The organism is Brevibacillus sp. MER 51 (genome assembly GCF_023714195.1).
Taxonomy (GTDB): domain Bacteria; phylum Bacillota; class Bacilli; order Brevibacillales; family Brevibacillaceae; genus Brevibacillus.
Map to the genome: position 1 here is coordinate 1 of NZ_JAMAUS010000007.1, position 19707 is coordinate 19707.

Here is a 19707-nt window from a genome sequence, read left to right on the forward strand (position 1 = left end):
CCGCCAGCGTTCGTCCTGAGCCAGGATCAAACTCTCCAATAAAGTTTGTTACTGGTTCAAAGCTGGCAAATCATTTAATGATAGACTCATTAACGCTTTCGCTGTTCAGTTTTCAAAGAGCATTTTTACGCTATGTTCAGCGCAGATCTTTAGTTTATCACATTCAACTTTCAAAGTCAACAACTTTTTTAGCTTTATGTGATCTTTTCTACTCAATTAAACTTAGGTGTTTCGTGAGTAGATTTTTAATATAACACATTTCTTTTCATTAATCAAGAGATTTTTTAACCTCATTGAAATTAATGGTGCGGTCGGCGAGACTCGAACTCGCACGGGTCGCCCCGCCACCCCCTCAAGATGGTGTGTCTGCCAATTCCACCACGACCGCATGTAAAACGTCTCAGGAGAGGTTCGAACTCCCGACCGTCCGCTTAGAAGGCGGATGCTCTATCCAGCTGAGCTACTGAGACATATTGTAGTTATAAAAAAATGGGGCGATCGATGGGACTTGAACCCACGAGTGCCGGAGCCACAATCCGGTGCGTTAACCCCTTCGCCACGACCGCCATAATGTATGCGTTTTAAAAATGTTCCTTGGCAGGGGCAGTAGGAATCGAACCCACACCAAAGGTTTTGGAGACCTTCGTTCTACCGTTAAACTATGCCCCTATGGTAGCGGTGGAGGGGATCGAACCCCCGACCTTTCGGGTATGAACCGAACGCTCTAGCCATCTGAGCTACGCCGCCATGATTATCTCGTAATAAAAAGAAGTGGCGGAGGGAGAGGGATTCGAACCCCCGTGAGCTTGCACTCTAACGGTTTTCAAGACCGCCCCGTTATGACCACTTCGGTATCCCTCCGCAAAATATGGAGCGGGTGATGGGAATCGAACCCACGCGACCAGCTTGGAAGGCTGGAGTTCTACCATTGAACTACACCCGCTTGAATATGGTGCCGGTGAAGGGACTTGAACCCCCACGGTTTCCCTCACGATTTTGAGTCGCGCGCGTCTGCCATTCCGCCACACCGGCATATTCATTTGAAACATGGTCGGGAAGACAGGATTCGAACCTGCGACCCCTTGGTCCCAAGCCAAGTACTCTACCAAGCTGAGCTACTTCCCGATTATCGTTCTTCACTTTTTAAAATGAAGATGCGTGCCCTGAGAGATTCGAACTCCCGACCTTTTGATTCGTAGTCAAACGCTCTATCCAGCTGAGCTAAGGGCACATGTTATGGAGCGGACGAAGGGTCTCGAACCCTCGACCTTCGCCTTGGCAAGGCGACGCTCTACCAATTGAGCTACGTCCGCATATTTATTGGTGCGGTCGAGAGGACTTGAACCTCCACGGTGTTGCCACCACTAGAACCTGAATCTAGCGCGTCTGCCAATTCCGCCACGACCGCATTTAAAATTCAATCTCTCGCTTTTTAAAAACTGGTGAGCCATGAAGGACTCGAACCTTCGACCCTCTGATTAAAAGTCAGATGCTCTACCAACTGAGCTAATGGCTCTCGAAAAATGGCTGGGGTACTAGGATTTGAACCTAGGAATGACGGAGTCAAAGTCCGTTGCCTTACCGCTTGGCTATACCCCAATAGCCATGAAGTAAAGATGGTGGGGAGAGACGGATTCGAACCGCCGAACCCGGAGGGAGCAGATTTACAGTCTGCCGTGTTTAGCCACTTCACTATCTCCCCAAGCTTGTCCTTCAAAAGCAAACCTTATTCAGCTTTCAAAGAAAAAGTGGTGCCGGCAATAGGACTTGAACCCACAACCCCCTGATTACAAGTCAGGTGCTCTACCAATTGAGCTATACCGGCGTGCTTGGTATAAATGGTGGCTCGGGACGGAATCGAACCGCCGACACGAGGATTTTCAGTCCTCTGCTCTACCGACTGAGCTACCGAGCCTCAAGCGTAATTGTTTCGCCATCGCTTGAGAAAAATGGCGGAGCTGACGGGACTCGAACCCGCGACCTCCGGTGTGACAGACCGGCGTGAACTCCAACTTCACCACAGCTCCATGTAAAACATTCAGTTGTTAAAAGTGGTGGAGGCTGACGGGATCGAACCGCCGACCCTCTGCTTGTAAGGCAGATGCTCTCCCAGCTGAGCTAAGCCTCCGCTATTCCCAACAAAGTGACGTCAATGCTTTGAAGCATATTCCGAGTACTTTGTTGGGGCCCCTTATTATCAGGGCGTTTTGCTAGGTGACCCGTAGGGGATTCGAACCCCTGAATGACAGCGTGAAAGGCTGCTGTGTTAAACCGCTTCACCAACGGGCCATTTGAATGGCTCCTCGGGACGGACTCGAACCGCCGACCGATCGGTTAACAGCCGATTGCTCTACCAACTGAGCTACCGAGGAATGATGATGTTTTAGAATGGTGGAGCTGAACGGGATCGAACCGATGACCTCCTGCTTGCAAGGCAGGCGCTCTCCCAACTGAGCTACAGCCCCATTCTAATGCTTTCATGACACAGTTGCCATGCCAGCTATGTAAGTGGTGGTGGGCCTAGGCTGACTCGAACAGCCGACCTCACGCTTATCAGGCGTGCGCTCTAACCAACTGAGCTATAGGCCCGTAATTACTTCCGGAACTTTAATCTATCACACTTTTAAGTTCATTGCAATAGAAAATTTGATATTTTTTTATTGCGTGGGTGAACTTTTTTGTGAAAGACGAGTTTAACAAAAGCACAATCTATTATAAGTCAGTTCATCATATATTTCAAATGTGTTTTTAAATTTTCATTAAGAAAAAAGCTTGCCCGGTAAAGGACAAGCTTTTCTTCGTCGCAATTAAATATCAAGATCGCGTACATTTGCTGCGTATTGTTCAATAAACTCCCTGCGAGGCTCTACTTCGTCACCCATCAGTGTCTCAAACACCATATCGGCATCCATAGCATCCTGGAGATCTACCTGAAGCAACGTACGAACTTCTGGGTCCATTGTAGTCTCCCACAATTGATCCGCGTTCATCTCACCTAGTCCTTTATAGCGTTGGACGTTTGGCTTCGGTTGTGCCTTCAAGGTAGCGAGAACCTCATCACGCTGCTTGTCGGTATAAGCATAGTGCAGCGTCTTCCCTTGCTTGATGCTGTAAAGAGGCGGCTGCGCAATATAAATATACCCCGCTTCGATCAACTGTTTCATGTAACGGAAGAAGAACGTCAGCAGAAGCGTACGGATATGCGATCCGTCGACGTCGGCGTCCGTCATAATAACGACTTTATGGTAGCGTGCCTTTGAAATATCAAAGTCTTCACCGACACCTGTTCCCAAAGCCGTAATAATAGCACGGATCTCGTTGTTGCCGAGAATTTTGTCCAAACGTGCTTTTTCTACGTTCAATACCTTCCCGCGAAGAGGAAGAATGGCTTGGAAATGACGATCGCGTCCCATCTTTGCAGAACCGCCCGCAGAGTCACCCTCTACAATGAACAGTTCAGATTCGGATGCGTCCTTGGAAGAGCAGTCCGCCAGTTTACCCGGCAAAGCACTTACTTCCAGGGCACTCTTGCGACGAGTCATTTCACGTGCTTTTCGAGCTGCCTCACGGGCACGAGATGCCATGAGCGCTTTTTCCACAACTTTTTTGGCTACACCCGGATTTTCTTCCATAAAGGTGTTAAAACGGTCACCAAAGACAGACTCGGTAATGCTACGCGCTTCCGAGTTGCCCAGCTTCGTTTTTGTTTGTCCTTCAAACTGAGGCTCTTGAATTTTTACGGAGATAATCGCGGTAATACCTTCACGCACATCGTCCCCGGAAAGATTCGGATCCTTTTCCTTCAGGAAGTTAAACTTGCGGCTGTAGTCGTTGATAACACGCGTAAGAGCTGTTTTAAATCCGGTTTCGTGAGTACCCCCCTCATGCGTATTGATGTTATTGGCAAAAGAGTAGATGTTGCTCACATAGCTGTCGTTGTACTGAAGGGCAACCTCCACGACAAGACCTTCTTTTTCCCCTTCGCAATAAATCACATCATCATGCAGGGCTTCCCGGTTTTTATTCAAGTATTCTACGAACTGGATGATACCGCCCTCGTAGTGGAAGGACTCTTCCTTCTGCTGATCTGGGCGTGTATCCTTCAGCGTAATGCGCAATCCTTTGTTCAGGAACGCCAGCTCGCGAATACGTTTTTGCAAAATCTCGTACTCAAATACAGTTGTTTCGGTAAAAATAGTCGGGTCGGGCTTGAAGGTTACTTTTGTTCCCGTTTCATCGGTCTCGCCTACGACAGCAAGATCGGCATCCGGTGCGCCTACTGTAAAGCGCATGTAGTATATCTGGTTATTTTGTTTAACCTCGACTTCCATCCATTCGGATAGCGCGTTCACTACCGAGCTACCGACCCCGTGAAGACCACCGGACACTTTGTATCCGCCACCGCCGAATTTACCACCGGCGTGCAATACAGTCAAAACGGTTTCAACAGTGGATTTCCCGGTCTTTTCATGAATGCCAGTCGGGATTCCTCGACCGTTATCGGTTACAGATACGGAGTTGTCTGGATGAATGACCACCAAGATCTCGTCGCAATAACCGGCCAGCGCCTCGTCAATGGCATTGTCGACAATCTCCCATACCAGGTGATGCAAACCTCGGCTGCTGGTCGACCCGATGTACATGCCGGGACGTTTCCGAACTGCCTCTAACCCTTCCAGTACCTGAATCTGACTCGCATCGTAGTTTGTATCTTTCGTCGTCACTTGATCCACTACTCTGTCAACTCCTCCACTTCAGCTTGTACAAAGGGAAACTGATCCAAGCTGTCCACGAACTGAGCGCGTCGCTTCAGCGTCAGAGAAGAAATAGGTGAACAGTAAATGGCGTTCTGGGTGATTACATAAGACTTCGTTTCTTCCTCACTATGGTCAACAACTGTTTTACTTTTTTCAAGTAAGAACGCTTTATTGATTTTTGAGGATTTCACAGTCTGATGATCGAGGATGGAAATAACTTCCTTCGTGCTCACCACAGTATCTCCACCAATGTGAATAAACATCCCTGTACCCCCTACCTTTCTCCGGAGATTTTCCCTTCCCTCACGTAAAAACGAGAGGCTTGCTGGAGAACCTGATGCTTTAAGCCTTCCACACCTGTGGTACTTACAAACGTCTGTACTCGATCCTGAATGGTTTCGAGCAGCAATGTTTGCCGATGTTCATCCAACTCTGACAAGACATCATCCAACAACAGAACGGGGTATTCTCCCACTTCTTCTTTAATCAGCTCAATTTCGGCCAATTTAATGGACAGCGCACTGGTGCGTTGCTGTCCCTGGGAACCATACGTTTGCACATCCATGTTGTTCACTTTAAGTGAAAAATCATCACGGTGTGGCCCAATAAGGGTGTTCCCCCGCATGATTTCCCGGTCGCGAACCTCTTCGTAGGCAGCAAGCATTTTATCTACAGCTTGATCTATCGTCATCTCTTCTGTAACGGGCGATGAGTTAACGTAATGCAAAGAAAGTCTTTCCCTGCCATCGGTAATGCCAGTGTGGATTTCCTGTGCCCACTTCTCCAGCTTCCGAATGAACTCAAAACGCTTCCGTAACAATTTTACCGCTAAATCGGCTAATTGGGTATTCCAAATTGCCAGCATTTCCAGCGAGTTACTTTTTTTCATGGCCAAATCCTTTAAAAGCTGATTTCGCTGGGCCAGCACTTTGTTGTAATTGCTCAAATAATAAAGATACGTAGGTGAAACCTGACCGATTTCCATATCGATGAAGCGTCTGCGCTGGGCAGGTGCGCCTTTGACAATGGAAAGATCCTCGGGTGCAAACATGACGACATTCAATGCCCCCACATAGGCACTCAGCTTCTGCTGTTCCATTCCGTTGATTTTGGCCCGCTTTCCCTTGGTTGTCAACTGCAGCTCTAAACGAACAGAACCGTAGCGACGAAGAACATCGCTACGGATCGTGGCATAATCGGCATCCCAGGAAATTAGCTCCTTGTCGCGGGGCGTTCGGTGGGATTTGGCGAGTGCCAAAACATAGATCGATTCGAGAGCATTCGTTTTCCCTTGAGCGTTGTTGCCAATAAACAACTGGATGGGACCGTCAAACGACAGGGACATCGTTTCGTAGTTGCGATAATTGGTTAGCGACAGGTTCTTGAGAAACAAGAATCACGCTCTCCTCTCAGGGGCGTACCACTTGATAGCGACCATAGCCTTCAATCGCCACTTCATCGCCAGGATATAGCTTGCGTCCACGTCTGTTGTCCAGCTCTCCATTAATCTGGATCGGAACCTCAGCCAAAAAAGCTTTGGCCATTCCCCCCGTGTCAATGATTTCAGCCAGCTTCAAAAATTGGCCGAGAGCAATATAGTCTGTGCTTATGGAAACCTCACGCATGGCTTGGCTCCTTTCTTTTACGTAAAAACATTTTAGTACGTACGAACCGGCAAAATCAAATGGAGCATCCAGTCATGATCGGTCGGACGAATCACAAATGGACTCATCGGGCCGCTAAAGCTCGCTTTGATTTCTGCGCTATCGATTGCACGCAGCGCATCGATCATGTATTTGGCGTTGAAGGAAATTTTCAATTCTTCGCCATTCATTGCTTTTGGCATCAAAATGTCCGTTACTTTCCCGATCTCAGGTGCATTGGACGTAATTTCGACGGTTCCATCAGGCATCGTAACGAGCTTGACTACGTTCGATTTGCCTTCGCGGCTCAACAAGGAAGCGCGCTCGATGGATTGCAAAAACTCCTTGGTGCTCACAGTGATCTCCGTTTTGCTTCCTTGTGGAATAATTCTGGTCGTGTCCGGATAGGTTCCTTCCAAGAGACGGGAATAGAACAGGATATGCTTGGACTTCACCAGGATTTGATTGTCCGCAACAACGATATCCGCGAGATTTTGGTCGTCATCTAATATTTTTACCAATTCATTGCAGCTTTTACCCGGAACAACCACGTTGTGGAAAGAAAGATCCTCTGGGCATTCGACCATTGCGGTACGACTAGCCAAGCGATGGCTGTCGGTTGCCACAAAACGCAATTTGCCTTGATCAAGCGACCACATTAAACCGGTCAAGATCGGACGCATCTCGGAAGTGGAAACACCAAAAACAGTCTGACGAATCATTGCCTTCAGTAAATCACAGGGAACACTGAAGACTTTATCTTCTTCCAGATGCGGCAGCTGTGGATATTCGCTGGCATCCATTCCGTTAATGGTGAACTCAGCTTGTCCGGAACGAATTTTGGTTACGAGACGATCATCCACTTGAATATCGATTTCATTGCTTGGCAGTTTGCGTACGATTTCACTAAAAATACGTGCAGTCAACACAATGCTACCAGGTTGATGTACGGTAACTCCCCATTCTCCGGCTTCTTCCATCGGGATCTGAACTTCAATAGACACATCAGAATCGCTTGCTGTCAGTGTCAAACCTTCATCATCCGTTTTGATTTTAATCCCGGTCAAAATTGGAATCGTAGTTCTGCTAGAAACTGCTTTGCTAACATGCGATACGGCGTTCGACAGCTTTTCACGCTGAACGGTAATATGCATCGACGTGAGCCTCCCTCTCCGGCGCCATTATTTTGGTTGGAATCTGCATAATGGCTGCGCCTTTATCATAACTTATTAGGATAAATCTTTTTAACAGAAGTAGTAATAGGGCCTGTGGATTTGTGGATATGTGGGTCCATTACGTAAAAGAGAGCCTATACACATGTGGGTAAGTTGTGTATAGGCTTTTTGCGTTATGCACAGGTTTAATGGTTTGCTTTTAACTTTTCAATGAGCGACTGAATGGTTGTTTGCATATGAGGGTCATTTGCCAGTGCACGAGAGATTTTCTCATGGGCATGGATGACTGTCGTATGGTCACGGCCGCCAAATTCATCACCGATTTTCGGCAAGGAGGCATCCGTCAGCTCTCTGGAGAGATACATCGCAATCTGACGGGGGAAAGCGACGGTTTTTGTCCGTTTTTTCGCCTTGAAATCTTCTAGTTTCAGGCTGAACGCTTCTCCGACCGTTCGTTGGATGTCCATAATGGTAATCACGCGTGGGCGGGAGGAAGGAATAATGTCTTTCAGTGCTTCCGCTGCCAGCTGCGTGTCGATATCGCGATTAATCAAGGAGGAGTAGGCAACGACACGAATCAGTGCGCCTTCCAGCTCGCGGATGTTGCTGTCGATCTGGTTGGCAATGTACGCCATTACCTCATTAGGGATATCGAGATTTTCTGCTTTCGCCTTTTTGCGCAAAATCGCAATCCGCGTTTCGAGGTCTGGCGGCTGAATATCAGTAATCAGCCCCCATTCGAAGCGTGAGCGGAGGCGATCCTCCAGTGTCGGGATCTCCTTAGGAGGCCGATCGGAGGAGATGATGATTTGTTTGCTTTCTTCATGCAAGGCATTGAACGTATGGAAAAACTCTTCTTGTGTCGACTCTTTGCCTGCCAAAAACTGAATGTCATCAATTAAAAGAACGTCAACACTCCGGTATTTATTGCGGAATTCGACGGCTTTGTTATCACGAATAGAGTTGATGAATTCATTGGTGAATTTCTCAGACGACAAATAGACCACTTTCGCCGATGGGTTGTGCTGAATGACATAATGGCCAATTGCATGCATTAAGTGGGTTTTGCCAAGTCCGACTCCTCCGTAAATGAAGAGGGGATTGTAAGCTTTCGCAGGAGCTTCAGCAACCGCAAGTGATGCGGCGTGAGCGAATCGATTCCCTGAGCCGATGACAAACGTGTCAAAGGTGTATTTGGGATTTAAGATACTGGGTGGCTGGTCATCCGCGACTGTTGGCGGTTCGCTCATTTTCACCCGTGGGGCAGGTTGTTCGTCGGCAAAAGCCGCATCAGGATTTTGCATCGCGACGAACTTTACTTTCATATTGATACCCGTCACTTCATATAGTGTATCGGTAATCAGTTGTGCGTACCTGGTTTCTAGCCAATCACGAGCAAAGTCGTTTGGTGCGACGACAATCAGTGCATCTTCTTCTAAAGTAGTTGCCTTTGTCGCCTTCAGCCAGGTATCAAAACTGGGTTTGCTTAGCGATTTTTCTATCTTGGCGAGTACTTTGCGCCATAGTTCGCTAATCGCTGCATCCAACCAGAATCCCTCCCTCTGGGCCATCCGAAAAATTGATGAAGACCGATCCATCATGATCGAGAAAAAGTGCAAAAACCTGCTATGTTGTGACTTAATTGTCAACACAGCCGTATGTAACGACTGTGGATAAAAAAAGTCGAAATATAGGGATTCCGCTCGTAGAAGTGAAAAAAAGCAGACGGTTATCCTCAATCCTGTGAGTAACGACATACACATAGGAAAGAATCTGTCCACAAACTTATCCACACCCTGTGGAAAAACCGATTCACGTATCGGAGTTATTCACGCTTCAAAACAAAAACATAATAACAGATATAAAGCGTGGTATCAATGGTTTTTTCATACTTATCCACAAACACAACTTCTGGTACTCGCCACATATTCACATCCCTATATTTTGTGTACAAGCTGTAGATAAACTTGTCGAAAGCTGTTTTTGTGGATAAAATGATATCCACAGACCCGGGAAATAGTTTTATGGGGATATTTTCCTTGGTAATGAAATTCCACTGTTGCTTGACTTTTTAGGCATATGTTCTTATAATGCAAAAGAATGTCTTTGCAAGACGGAGGTGTATACGTAATGAAACCATCTTTCAATCCTAACAACCGCAAGCGCAAAAAGGATCATGGATTCCGTAAGCGCATGAGCACAAAAAATGGCCGTAAAATTTTGGCTGCTCGTCGTCAAAGAGGTAGAAAAGTTCTTTCCGCTTAGGCCACACTTTCAGTGGCCTTTTTGTTTGCCTACATATGTCTGAAAATTCTTTGTTCTTATAAAAAGAGGAAGGCTCTCTCCGATGTGGAAACCTTTTGAGGGATAATCGTTACCTAGCTACCGAAAATCCTACTATTTATTGAAGAGACAGGAGGAGGCCGATGGAGCAAAGCAAGGATGTAACCGACTTTTTTGTATCGTTGGCGCGAGAGTTTCTTGATGAATGGCCTCTAGCCAGCTTGGTATGTGCCTATGCTGGTGGATCTGTCGGGAGGGGAGAAGCGGACGCATACAGCGACCTTGATTTACACATCTTTGTGGAGGGAGAAGATGATCTTTCCTGTGAAAATCGTTTGTTTAGAGGTCATGTAATACAGCTGCAGGTTCAATCTGCTCCTACAGATGAAGAAGTATACGAGAATCCGTGGGCATGGCGTTACTTAAAGGAAGCAAAGGTGATGCTAGACCCGGAGGATCGTTTCACTTCCTGGATGAATGACATGTGTGCCTATATGGATTCCCCGGCTGGAAAAGAGAAAATGTTTGCACAGGCAAAAGCGGAGGTAGATTCGTTCCATGAAGAGGCGCAGGCTGCCTTAAGGGAAGGCTTTCCTTACTCCGCTTATTTGGCTGCATGGGCAGGATGGATAGGGGCGTTGCAAATGAGTGCCGTCTTCCAGGGGGATTCATTGAGTGATGCACAGTTGTATCAGTTGGTTCAGAAAGCAGGACGGTCGGACGGTATGGATGGCTTTTTTCAGGAGACATACCGGGGTATTCAGGATGTACAGGATGCACTCATGGTATTGGCGGACTATCGGGCCCATCTACGGTCAATAAATGAGGGGATCGAGTTTGTACTGGCGACTGAAAATGATTGGTTAGTAAAGAGGAAGGTTCAGAGATTGCAGGAGAGAAATCAGCTTGATATGGCCGGGTTTTTATTATTTTCAGAGGCGATCTGGTTATATCAAAGTGTGGATTCTGATGAATGGCTGGAAAATCATTGGGCGGATCTGCCTGCCGAGCTTTCCTTGTCCCTTCAAAAATTGGGCTTTTTCCAAGCGGATGGGCCATTGCTCGCTCATTTACGTCATGCCAGTGCAGAAATCATCGCGGAAATTGACTGTTAGGGGAAAAAAGTGGACGAAACAAGGATATACTGGTAGATGCTGTTTACGTTTTCTACTATAATTGTGATGTTAGGGGTTGTTTACCTTGCATCGTTCACACCGGCTCAAAAAAAATGAGCAATTCCAAGCTGTGTTTCAACGAGGAAGTTCTGCTGCTAATAAGCAGTTTGTCTTGTATTCAGCAAAGCAAGAGGGACAAGCGGCTTTTCGTGCTGGAATTTCCGTCAGTAAAAAAATTGGCAATGCTGTTGTCCGCAATAGAGTCAAGCGGCTTATACGCGAAGCAGTAGCTCGAATGGAGTCTGATATTCCAGTCGGTCTCGATCTCGTCATCATCGCCCGTCCGGGTGTGGAAGCGATGACGCTTGAAGCCATTGAGCAATCTCTGTTACATGTGATGAAGCGAGCCAAAGTGATCAAACAGGCACCCGTACATAATGGAAAAAGAGATGGAAAAAGAGGGTGAAACGATGATGGTGAAGATCATGGTTTGGTTGATTCGGGGATACCAACTGATGATTTCTCCGTATAAACCACCTTCATGCAGATTCGCGCCCACCTGTTCTCACTACGCAATCGAGTCGATTCGCCGATTTGGAGCGTGGAGGGGAGGCTGGTTGGCCCTTCGTCGCATCTTGAAATGCCATCCGTTCCACCCGGGCGGGTATGATCCAGTCCCGGATCAGCACAAATAAGATTACCTCAATTGAAGCGGGGAAAAGGAGGATCACCCTTGAGTAGACGTACACTCAGCATTCTTATGCTGACTATGCTGGTTCTAGTTTTGTCGGGCTGTAACCCCCAAGCTGCAGCACCAATTGGCCCTGACGCAACCGGCATTTGGGACAAGTATTTTGTCTATCCACTGTCCTGGCTAATTAAAGAGAGCGCATTGATACTCGGAAACAACTACGGTCTGGGTATCCTGGTTGCAACGATCATCATTCGAATCATTGTGCTTCCATTGATGGTCAAGCAAATCAAGAGCTCCAAGAAAATGCAAGAGATTCAACCGGAGATGCAAAAAATCCGTGACAAGTACAAAAATGATCCTCAAAAAGCGCAAGCGGAAACCATGGCTTTGTTCCAGAAGAGCGGTGTCAACCCGTTGGCTGGATGCTTGCCAATGTTGGTACAAATGCCGATTTTGATCGCGTTCTACCATGCGATTATCCGTACAACCGAGATTAATTCGCAAACGTTCATGTGGCTGACGCTGGGACAAAAGGACCCGTACTACATCTTGCCAATCATTGCGGCGATTACGACGTACCTGCAGTCCAAGATGATGGGTCAGGCAACACAAGGGAATCCACAAATGCAAATGATGATCGTCATGATGCCGCTGATGATTTTGGCGATTGCTGTCACATTGCCATCAGCGCTGTCTCTGTACTGGGTATACGGTAACCTGTTTACCATTGTACAAACCTACTTCCTGTATCGTGACAAAGGAAATATGCCAACTCCTAAGGGGGGAGCCTCCAAGTGAAAAAGGTGGTAGCTACGGCAAAAACGATCGACGATGCTGTGCAAAAAGCTTTACTGGAATTGGGAGTGCCGCGTGAGCGGGCAACGATCCAAGTTCTGGAGGAACCAAGCAGAGGGTTGTTTGGACTGATTGGGGCAAAGGACGCTAAAGTGCAAGTAGAATTTCACTTTGATCCGGTTGCACAGGGACGTGACTTTCTTCAAGACGTTTTGTCGAACATGAAGGTGAATGCCAAAGTGGAGACGCGTACAAATGAAGAAGGCATGCTGTTTGACATCCAGGGAACCAATCTGGGAATCATTATTGGCCGCAGGGGACAAACTCTTGATTCATTACAGTATCTCGTAAACGTCGTAGCGAACCGTCATGCGGACAAACATGTACGTATCACTCTGGATGCCGAAAATTACAGGCTGCGTCGCAAGGAAACATTGGAGCAGCTCGCAGATCGTGTGGCGAAAAAAGCGTTATCGACCAAACGGGATGTACGTCTGGAACCAATGTCTGCTGCTGAACGGAAAGTAATCCACGCCTTCTTGCAAAAGAGAGCGGATGTGGTTACCTTCAGTGAAGGAGACGAGCCAAATCGTTATATCGTGATTGCACCGAAAGAAGCCTCTCGCTAGGCTTCTTTTTTTGCCTGAATGTAAGGAAGCAAGCGACGACATATTGAATAATCTCTCTCAAAAAGTTGTCCACTGTGGATAATTGACCAAATGGTTGAGGATTTGCGAAAATGATTATACTGTGGATAACCAAAATGGACGGCAACCTTGGAGAGAGGGTTGCTTTTTCCTATTGGGTGTTTGGGCATATAGATGGATTGGCTGCACTTTCTTTTGGAATTTTTCCAGACGATCTGTTATGCTAGTAAGTTAGTGGCTGACTTGTAAGAGTGGAAAGCTTGAGGTGAACAGCATGAAATTCGATACAATAGCGGCGGTCGCAACACCGATGGGTGAAGGCGGTATTGCCGTGATCCGGGTAAGTGGTACGGAAGCGATCGAAGTTGTGGATAAGATATATAAAGGAAAGCAGCGGTTGTCCACTGTGGACAGCCATACGATCCATTATGGGCACTTGTATGAGCCAAACACAGGTGAACGAGTGGAAGAGGTACTGGTTTCCGTAATGAAGGCTCCCCGTACATTTACGAGGGAGGATGTAGTGGAGGTCAACTGTCACGGAGGAATTGTTTCCGTTGAAAAGGTTCTGGAGTTAATCTTGGATAATGGAGCAAGATTGGCGGAGCCTGGTGAGTTTACGAAGCGTGCGTTCTTAAATGGACGTGTCGATCTGTCTCAGGCTGAGGCCGTCATTGATTTGATCCGGGCGAAGACAGACAGAGCGATGAAGGTCGCATTGAATCAAGTCGAAGGGAAGCTGTCCAGGCTCATTCGGCAGCTGCGCCAAAACTTGATTGAAGCTATGGCCCATATAGAAGTAACATTGGACTATCCAGAGCATGATGTCGAGGAGTTTACACAAAATTTCTTGCGAGGAAAGTGCCTGGAGGTTAAAGGTGAAATCCAGCGACTGTTGCAGACCGCACAGCAAGGAAAAATTTTGCGTGAGGGCTTGTCGACCGCGATTATTGGGCGTCCGAATGTAGGGAAATCCTCTCTATTAAATAGTCTGGTCCAAGAGGAAAAGGCGATTGTGACTGACGTTGCGGGAACGACACGCGATGTCATCGAAGAGTATGTCAATGTGCGCGGGGTTCCTTTGCGACTCATCGATACCGCAGGAATTCGCGATACAGAGGACATCGTGGAGAAAATCGGAGTAGAGAAGTCCAGACAGCTGCTGCAAAAGGCTGACCTTGTGTTGCTCGTGATCAACTACAACGAGCCTCTCTCTGCTGATGATTACGCGATTTTTGAAGCGGCTAAAGGGTTCCATGTTATTGTGATTGTTAATAAATTCGATCTGCCACAAAAAGTGGATTTGGAAGAGATCAAGCGTCATTTCCCTCAGCAGCCGTTGATTATGACGTCAGCGCGTGAGGAAACGGGGATCGATCTTCTGGAGCAGGCGATTGGGGAGATATTCTTCAGTGGTCGTGTGCAGCAGGATGACTTGACCTATGTGAGCAACGCTAGACATATTCAACTGCTTCGTCAGGCGGAACGAGCCATAGATGAAGCGCTGGGTGGAATCGATGATTTGATGCCAGTAGACATGATTCAGATCGACATTAAAAAGTCGTGGGAGCTGCTTGGTGAAGTCATTGGAGAAAGCGTCGGCGAGGATTTGATTGACCAGATTTTCTCCCAGTTCTGTCTGGGTAAGTGATTAGGAGGATAAAAAATGAACGTTGTACCTGCATATGAAGCGGGCTCTTTTGACGTCATTGTCATTGGTGCGGGTCATGCCGGTGCGGAAGCGGCATTGGCGGCTGCACGTATGGGCTGCAGTACATTGCTGTTGACGATCAACCTGGACGCTGTGGCGTACATGCCATGTAATCCTTCCGTAGGTGGTCCGGCAAAAGGCCACGTCGTACGCGAATTGGACGCGCTTGGTGGAGAAATGGGACGCAATACCGACAAAACCCATATCCAAATGCGGATGCTGAATACAGGGAAAGGACCTGCAGTGCATGCCTTGCGCGCGCAAGCAGACAAATTTGCGTATCAGCATGAAATGAAGAAAACGATTGAAAATACTCCGAATCTGATCCTGCGTCAAGCGATGGTGGAAGAGCTGATCGTAAACGATGGAGTTTGTGAAGGGGTTATCACACAAACTGGAGCGCGATACATGGCCAAATCCGTTGTATTGACGACCGGAACCTATTTGCGCGGAAAGATCATCCTCGGGGATCTTCAATACGAAAGTGGACCGAACAACATGCGTCCGTCCATTCGTCTGGCACATCATTTGAAGGAACTCGGTTTTGAAATGACACGTTTCAAGACGGGGACGCCACCGCGTGTTCATAGCAGCAGTGTGGATTTCTCCAAAATGGAGATTCAGCCTGGTGATCCGGTACCGCGCGCCTTTTCTTATGAAACAACGGAATTTATTATGGACCAGCTGCCTTGCTGGCTGACATATACAAATGAAGAAACTCATGGACTCATTAATAGCAATCTGCATCGTGCCCCTATGTATTCGGGAATGATTGAAGGAACCGGCCCGCGTTATTGCCCTTCGATTGAAGATAAGGTAGTTCGTTTTAATGATAAGCCGCGTCACCAAATTTTCTTGGAGCCAGAAGGACGCAATACCGAAGAAATGTATGTACAAGGCTTGTCGACCAGCTTGCCGGAGGATGTTCAGCTGTCTATGCTGCGCTCCATGGCTGGAATGGAAGAAGTCAAAATGATGCGTCCTGGCTATGCGATTGAGTATGATTCAATCGTGCCGACGCAGCTCTGGCCTTCTTTGGAAGCCAAAATCTTGCCTGGCTTGTTTACAGCAGGACAAATCAATGGTACCTCTGGTTATGAAGAAGCAGCGGGTCAAGGTCTCATGGCAGGGATTAACGCAGCACGCCGCGTTCAAGGAAAACCACCCGTCATTTTGGGACGAGAAGAGGCGTACATCGGCGTTTTGATTGACGACCTGGTTACGAAAGGAACGCATGAACCTTATCGTTTGCTTACTTCTCGTGCAGAATATCGCTTGCTGCTGCGTCATGACAATGCGGACTTGCGCCTGACAGATATCGGCCATGAAATTGGTCTGATTAGCGATGAGCGCTACCAGCGATTTAACCAAAAACGCGCGCTGATTGAGCAAGAAAAAGAACGTGTGGCAAACACGCGTGTACGTCCTGAAATGGCACATGTTCAAGAGGTTTTGCGCAACGCAGGCTCCCCTGAACTGACAGATGTCATCGAGCTGGCTCAATTGCTGCGTCGTCCGGAAATCAACTACAGCCACATTGCTCAAATGGTCCCTGCACCCGAAGCACTGCCAGAGGATGTAACGGAACAGGTTGAAATCCAGATTAAATACGATGGCTACATCAAAAAGTCATTGCAACAAGTAGAGCGGATGAAAAAAATGGAGGAGCGCCGCATCCCAACAGATATTGACTACCACCAAATCTCCGGTTTGTCCAAGGAATCCCGCGACAATATGACCAAAATTCGTCCGTTGAACATCGGGCAGGCGGCTCGTATCGCAGGGGTTACTCCAGCAGACATTTCCGTGTTGATGGTATATCTGGAGTACAAACGCGTGGGAGTAGCCGAGTAAGGAGAAAAGCTATGACGAAAGAACAGTTTGCCGAGGTACTTGCAGCCCAGGGGATTTCTTTGACGGATCGTCAGAAGGAGCAGTTTGATCATTTTTTCCGCCTACTGGTGGAATGGAATGAGAAGATGAACCTGACCGGGATTACTGAAGAAGGTCAAGTGTACAACAAGCATTTTTATGATTCGATTACGCCGGCTTTTTACTTTCCATTTGACCAGGTGCAATCAGTTGTTGATATCGGTGGGGGCGCAGGCTTTCCGAGCATTCCTTTGAAAATTTGCTTCCCACATCTGAAAATGACAATCATTGATTCCTTGAACAAGCGTATGAGCTTTTTGCAGCATGTAGCACAGGAACTGGGTCTGGAGAACGTGAATCCTGTACATGGGCGTGCAGAGGATCGTGGGCAAGAAGCGATTTATCGGGAGAAATTTGATCTCGTAGTGGCACGTGCTGTTGCTAGACTCAATTTGTTGTCGGAGTTCTGCCTTCCTTTTGCCAAAGTCGGAGGACACTTCGTCGCTCTCAAGGGAGCGGAGATTACTCCAGAGCTTGCTGAAGCGAAGAAGGCAATCAAGACCCTCGGTGGAAAAACGAGAAAGGTCGAGACATTCCAGCTTTTAGAGGAAGCGGGAGAGCGTAATATCGTCATCATGGAAAAAATAGAAGCGACGCCGAAAAGCTATCCGCGCAAGGCAGGGGTTCCTGCGAAAAAGCCGTTAGTGTAGGAGTCAATGATAAGAGAGGGTCGTAGCCACGTGCTGCGGTCCTTTTTTTCGTGTTGAAAGTTTAAATGAAACTGCCTGTTCCTGATGAATTCTCTCAGATTTGCGTCTTGTATCATGGAGTCTACAACTCGGCATATGCATAGTACTAGCTCCTTCGAAAAACAGTACTTTCCTCCTTTTTTTCGCCAGAATTTCCACCCATATTGCTTCGGCTCTTTCTAGCCTTTATAGCAGGAGCCATCATGGGATAGGAGCGAGAGAGATTCATAAAAGATGTGAGTAGGCAAAGAGGTGCTCGTTTTCGAACGTATAGTCTCGTATGCTTTGGTTCGTGTCTTTTTGGGCTAGCTTCCATTTATGGTATTTCTTCGAGTGGCGTAAATCATGATACGGGGAGGATAGCTGCACAAGTCGTCACAGGCATGGGATTTTTGGGAGCTGGAGCCAATGGTAGAGTGAAAGGCTTGACGACGGCAGCAGGGATGTGGGTTGCATCAGTCATTTGTCTAATGTTCAGTACAGAGATGATAGTGCTGCGATCGTTGCCGCGATTTTTTCGTACCTGACGTTAGACCTTCATAGACATTTTCCTCGCTTGTTTTACCGTCACCAAGATTTCACATCCTACCGATGAGTATGGGAAGTGAAGAGACGACAAAGCACCGTGATCATCACGATTTTTATGAACGTATAGGAATTTTATAAGCAGTACACTCAAGAATTCCGGAGCGCATAATAACTTTCCGCAAAAATGCGGTCGCTCGTCCATGAGAAGGTCCTCGATAGAGGTTATTTTACGAAAATCACAATTGATGTTTCACGTGAAACGTTTTTTGTTAGCAGGAATTGGGCGAATCTTGCAGAATTACATATATATAAATGAACCTGAAGAAAGCGTGTAGGGAAAGAAGATTAGGTCAAAGGCAATTTTACAAACCGACCGGATGGGCAAGAAGAGTCTGTTAATCAGTATGTACTATAGGGCTTGTGAAGCTTTTTTAAAAGTAGCTGCATGCTGTCTCTAACGATGTAAGAGGAGGACCTATGTTAAAAGAGTAGGACTGGACTCACTTACGACGCCAATATGCCATTTTTCCTTAGCAGCAACAATCAAAGAACATATTCAATCTGTCATATCCGGACAATGGATGGGCGAGGGATACAAAATGTTTCGAGGGAGATTCTGTCGTTGATTGGACAGGACCTTTTTCAGTTTCAAGGACGTATTCAAAAAGTTGTCTTATCAGCACCAACAAGGCGGCGAGAAGCTGAAAAAGGAGGAGCGGAATGTAGGGGAGCTACATGAGCACCTGGATTTCGAAGGTAACGCTTGTTTCGTTGTTGCGCAATTTTTCAGGATTTCTTCGTGATCAAAAATGACTTTTTGAACACCTCTTCAAAGACTTAAAAATAGCACGGATGGAACGGGTAGAAGTGGGGGATTTTTCTATGGCAGTTAAAGATTCATTTTCTCGGATTTTTGGCTTGACGGACAAGACAGAGAACGAAGAAATCAAACAAATACCAGTTGAGGAGATCGTACCGAATCCATATCAGCCTCGAACTGTATTTGATGACGAGAAAATTGATGAGTTGTGTCAAACGATACGAACTCATGGGCTCATTCAACCGATTGTCGTGCGGGTTCGCGATGGTCGTTATGAATTGATTGCCGGGGAACGACGTTTGCGCGCAACTAGAAAATTGGGCATGGAGAGGATTCCTGCGATTGTCAAAGAGTTTAATGACTCGCAAACAGCCTCTATCGCATTAATTGAGAATTTGCAACGAGAAGGTTTGACAGCCATTGAAGAGGCAGTCGCATATCAAAAGCTGATTGATTTGCACAATTTGACGCAAGAGAGTCTTGCTCAGCGTTTGGGCAAAGGACAATCGACAATCGCAAACAAACTGCGCTTGCTCCATTTACCGCAAGAAATTCAAGATGCCTTGTTGTCCAGACAAGTTACAGAGCGTCATGCAAGGGCTCTAATTCCGTTAAAAGATCCAGAATTACAAAATAAAGTCCTGCTGGAGATTTTGGAGCGGGAATGGAATGTGAAACAGACGGAAGTACGTGTGAAGCAGCTGCTAGAATTGGCTGAGAACCCAAAATCGGAAAAAGATGCGAAGCCTCGCTGGAAAGCATTCTCAAGGGATACGCGAATTGCGATTAATACCGTTCGGCAATCGATCGATATGGTGATCCAGACGGGCCTGCCTGTAGAGACAGCGGAAGAAGACCATGATGAATTCTATCAATTCACCATTCGTATTCCGAAAAACAAGGAAACAGGGAAATAAA

The 19707-nt window shown here is 47.0% G+C and carries 18 protein-coding genes and 23 tRNA genes; 12 read left to right on the forward strand and 29 right to left on the reverse strand.

Annotated features, from left to right (window positions below; translation table 11 throughout):
• A partial coding sequence (locus M3630_RS15850) for a hypothetical protein (protein WP_251252707.1) occupies positions 1–254 on the forward strand: 254 nt, incomplete at its 5' end.
• A 49-nt stretch (positions 255–303) separates the two neighbouring features.
• Here the strand turns inward: M3630_RS15850 and M3630_RS15855 are convergent.
• From M3630_RS15855 to dnaA, 29 genes are all read right to left on the reverse strand, one after another.
• Positions 304–388, reverse strand: a tRNA-Leu gene (locus M3630_RS15855).
• A gap of 8 nt (positions 389–396) precedes the next feature.
• Positions 397–470, reverse strand: a tRNA-Arg gene (locus tag M3630_RS15860).
• Between the two features lie 20 nt (positions 471–490).
• Positions 491–566: transfer RNA gene (locus tag M3630_RS15865), tRNA-His, on the reverse strand.
• A 29-nt stretch (positions 567–595) separates the two neighbouring features.
• Positions 596–669: transfer RNA gene (locus M3630_RS15870), tRNA-Trp, on the reverse strand.
• A gap of 1 nt (position 670) precedes the next feature.
• Positions 671–747, reverse strand: a tRNA-Met gene (locus tag M3630_RS15875).
• Positions 748–772: 25 nt separating this feature from the next.
• Positions 773–861 (reverse strand) — tRNA-Ser (locus M3630_RS15880).
• A gap of 8 nt (positions 862–869) precedes the next feature.
• Positions 870–943, reverse strand: a tRNA-Gly gene (locus M3630_RS15885).
• 7 nt (positions 944–950) lie between these two features.
• Positions 951–1032 (reverse strand) — tRNA-Leu (locus M3630_RS15890).
• A gap of 16 nt (positions 1033–1048) precedes the next feature.
• Positions 1049–1125 (reverse strand) — tRNA-Pro (locus tag M3630_RS15895).
• 32 nt (positions 1126–1157) lie between these two features.
• Positions 1158–1231, reverse strand: a tRNA-Arg gene (locus M3630_RS15900).
• 6 nt (positions 1232–1237) lie between these two features.
• Positions 1238–1313: transfer RNA gene (locus tag M3630_RS15905), tRNA-Gly, on the reverse strand.
• Between the two features lie 8 nt (positions 1314–1321).
• A tRNA-Leu gene (locus M3630_RS15910) sits at positions 1322–1408 on the reverse strand.
• 32 nt (positions 1409–1440) lie between these two features.
• Positions 1441–1516 (reverse strand) — tRNA-Lys (locus M3630_RS15915).
• Positions 1517–1524: 8 nt separating this feature from the next.
• A tRNA-Gln gene (locus M3630_RS15920) sits at positions 1525–1599 on the reverse strand.
• An 18-nt stretch (positions 1600–1617) separates the two neighbouring features.
• Positions 1618–1702, reverse strand: a tRNA-Tyr gene (locus tag M3630_RS15925).
• 47 nt (positions 1703–1749) lie between these two features.
• A tRNA-Thr gene (locus M3630_RS15930) sits at positions 1750–1825 on the reverse strand.
• A 14-nt stretch (positions 1826–1839) separates the two neighbouring features.
• Positions 1840–1915 (reverse strand) — tRNA-Phe (locus M3630_RS15935).
• Positions 1916–1950: 35 nt separating this feature from the next.
• A tRNA-Asp gene (locus M3630_RS15940) sits at positions 1951–2027 on the reverse strand.
• A 25-nt stretch (positions 2028–2052) separates the two neighbouring features.
• Positions 2053–2128, reverse strand: a tRNA-Val gene (locus tag M3630_RS15945).
• An 87-nt stretch (positions 2129–2215) separates the two neighbouring features.
• A tRNA-Glu gene (locus M3630_RS15950) sits at positions 2216–2289 on the reverse strand.
• A 7-nt stretch (positions 2290–2296) separates the two neighbouring features.
• Positions 2297–2372 (reverse strand) — tRNA-Asn (locus M3630_RS15955).
• A gap of 17 nt (positions 2373–2389) precedes the next feature.
• Positions 2390–2465 (reverse strand) — tRNA-Ala (locus tag M3630_RS15960).
• A 47-nt stretch (positions 2466–2512) separates the two neighbouring features.
• Positions 2513–2589 (reverse strand) — tRNA-Ile (locus M3630_RS15965).
• A gap of 218 nt (positions 2590–2807) precedes the next feature.
• A complete protein-coding gene (gene gyrB / locus M3630_RS15970) occupies positions 2808–4733 on the reverse strand; it encodes a DNA topoisomerase (ATP-hydrolyzing) subunit B (protein WP_173612522.1) in 1926 nt (641 codons plus the stop codon).
• Positions 4733–5020 (reverse strand): extracellular matrix regulator RemB, encoded by a 288-nt coding sequence (gene remB, locus M3630_RS15975; RefSeq protein ID WP_007720118.1) that lies wholly within the window; start codon positions 5018–5020, stop codon positions 4733–4735. Before remB ends, gyrB begins: the two co-directional genes overlap by 1 nt.
• An 11-nt stretch (positions 5021–5031) precedes the next feature.
• A complete protein-coding gene (gene recF, locus M3630_RS15980; RefSeq protein ID WP_251252708.1) occupies positions 5032–6150 on the reverse strand; it encodes a DNA replication/repair protein RecF in 1119 nt (372 codons plus the stop codon).
• Positions 6151–6166: 16 nt separating this feature from the next.
• Positions 6167–6382 (reverse strand): S4 domain-containing protein YaaA, encoded by a 216-nt coding sequence (yaaA, locus tag M3630_RS15985; protein ID WP_012683786.1) that lies wholly within the window; start codon positions 6380–6382, stop codon positions 6167–6169.
• 32 nt (positions 6383–6414) lie between these two features.
• Positions 6415–7554 (reverse strand): DNA polymerase III subunit beta, encoded by a 1140-nt coding sequence (dnaN, locus tag M3630_RS15990; RefSeq protein WP_232773742.1) that lies wholly within the window; start codon positions 7552–7554, stop codon positions 6415–6417.
• 206 nt (positions 7555–7760) lie between these two features.
• Positions 7761–9122, reverse strand: a complete 1362-nt coding sequence (gene dnaA, locus M3630_RS15995; protein ID WP_017246844.1) for a chromosomal replication initiator protein DnaA — start codon at positions 9120–9122, stop codon at positions 7761–7763.
• Positions 9123–9705: 583 nt separating this feature from the next.
• On the opposite strand from dnaA, the gene rpmH reads away from it, so the two are divergent.
• From rpmH to noc, 11 genes are all read left to right on the forward strand, one after another.
• Positions 9706–9840, forward strand: a complete 135-nt coding sequence (gene rpmH, locus M3630_RS16000; protein WP_007720125.1) for a 50S ribosomal protein L34 — start codon at positions 9706–9708, stop codon at positions 9838–9840.
• 161 nt (positions 9841–10001) lie between these two features.
• A complete protein-coding gene (locus tag M3630_RS16005; protein ID WP_251252709.1) occupies positions 10002–10973 on the forward strand; it encodes a nucleotidyltransferase domain-containing protein in 972 nt (323 codons plus the stop codon).
• Between the two features lie 85 nt (positions 10974–11058).
• Positions 11059–11439 carry a ribonuclease P protein component gene (gene rnpA, locus M3630_RS16010; RefSeq protein WP_015894104.1) on the forward strand — a complete coding sequence of 127 codons (381 nt, stop codon included), beginning with the start codon at positions 11059–11061 and terminating at the stop codon, positions 11437–11439.
• Between the two features lie 4 nt (positions 11440–11443).
• The gene (gene yidD, locus M3630_RS16015; protein ID WP_205669431.1) at positions 11444–11668 is read left to right on the forward strand and encodes a membrane protein insertion efficiency factor YidD; all 225 of its coding nucleotides are present in this window, start codon (positions 11444–11446) and stop codon (positions 11666–11668) included.
• A gap of 38 nt (positions 11669–11706) precedes the next feature.
• The gene (gene yidC / locus M3630_RS16020; RefSeq protein WP_285860880.1) at positions 11707–12465 is read left to right on the forward strand and encodes a membrane protein insertase YidC; all 759 of its coding nucleotides are present in this window, start codon (positions 11707–11709) and stop codon (positions 12463–12465) included.
• Positions 12462–13091, forward strand: a complete 630-nt coding sequence (gene jag / locus M3630_RS16025) for an RNA-binding cell elongation regulator Jag/EloR (protein WP_007720132.1) — start codon at positions 12462–12464, stop codon at positions 13089–13091. The genes yidC and jag overlap by 4 nt, the downstream gene beginning before the upstream one ends.
• A gap of 292 nt (positions 13092–13383) precedes the next feature.
• Entirely contained in the window at positions 13384–14760 is a 1377-nt protein-coding gene (mnmE, locus tag M3630_RS16030) for a tRNA uridine-5-carboxymethylaminomethyl(34) synthesis GTPase MnmE (protein WP_047070294.1), read from the forward strand.
• A gap of 15 nt (positions 14761–14775) precedes the next feature.
• Complete coding sequence (mnmG, locus tag M3630_RS16035; protein ID WP_221868185.1) at positions 14776–16674, forward strand: tRNA uridine-5-carboxymethylaminomethyl(34) synthesis enzyme MnmG; 1899 nt, start codon at positions 14776–14778, stop codon at positions 16672–16674.
• Positions 16675–16685: 11 nt separating this feature from the next.
• A complete protein-coding gene (gene rsmG / locus M3630_RS16040) occupies positions 16686–17402 on the forward strand; it encodes a 16S rRNA (guanine(527)-N(7))-methyltransferase RsmG (protein ID WP_106784225.1) in 717 nt (238 codons plus the stop codon).
• Between the two features lie 275 nt (positions 17403–17677).
• A complete protein-coding gene (locus tag M3630_RS16045; protein WP_251252710.1) occupies positions 17678–17968 on the forward strand; it encodes an MgtC/SapB family protein in 291 nt (96 codons plus the stop codon).
• 883 nt (positions 17969–18851) lie between these two features.
• Positions 18852–19706: a nucleoid occlusion protein gene (noc, locus tag M3630_RS16050; RefSeq protein ID WP_173612517.1), complete on the forward strand. Its 855-nt coding sequence runs from the start codon at positions 18852–18854 to the stop codon at positions 19704–19706.
• The last annotated feature ends 1 nt before the right edge of the window (position 19707 follow it).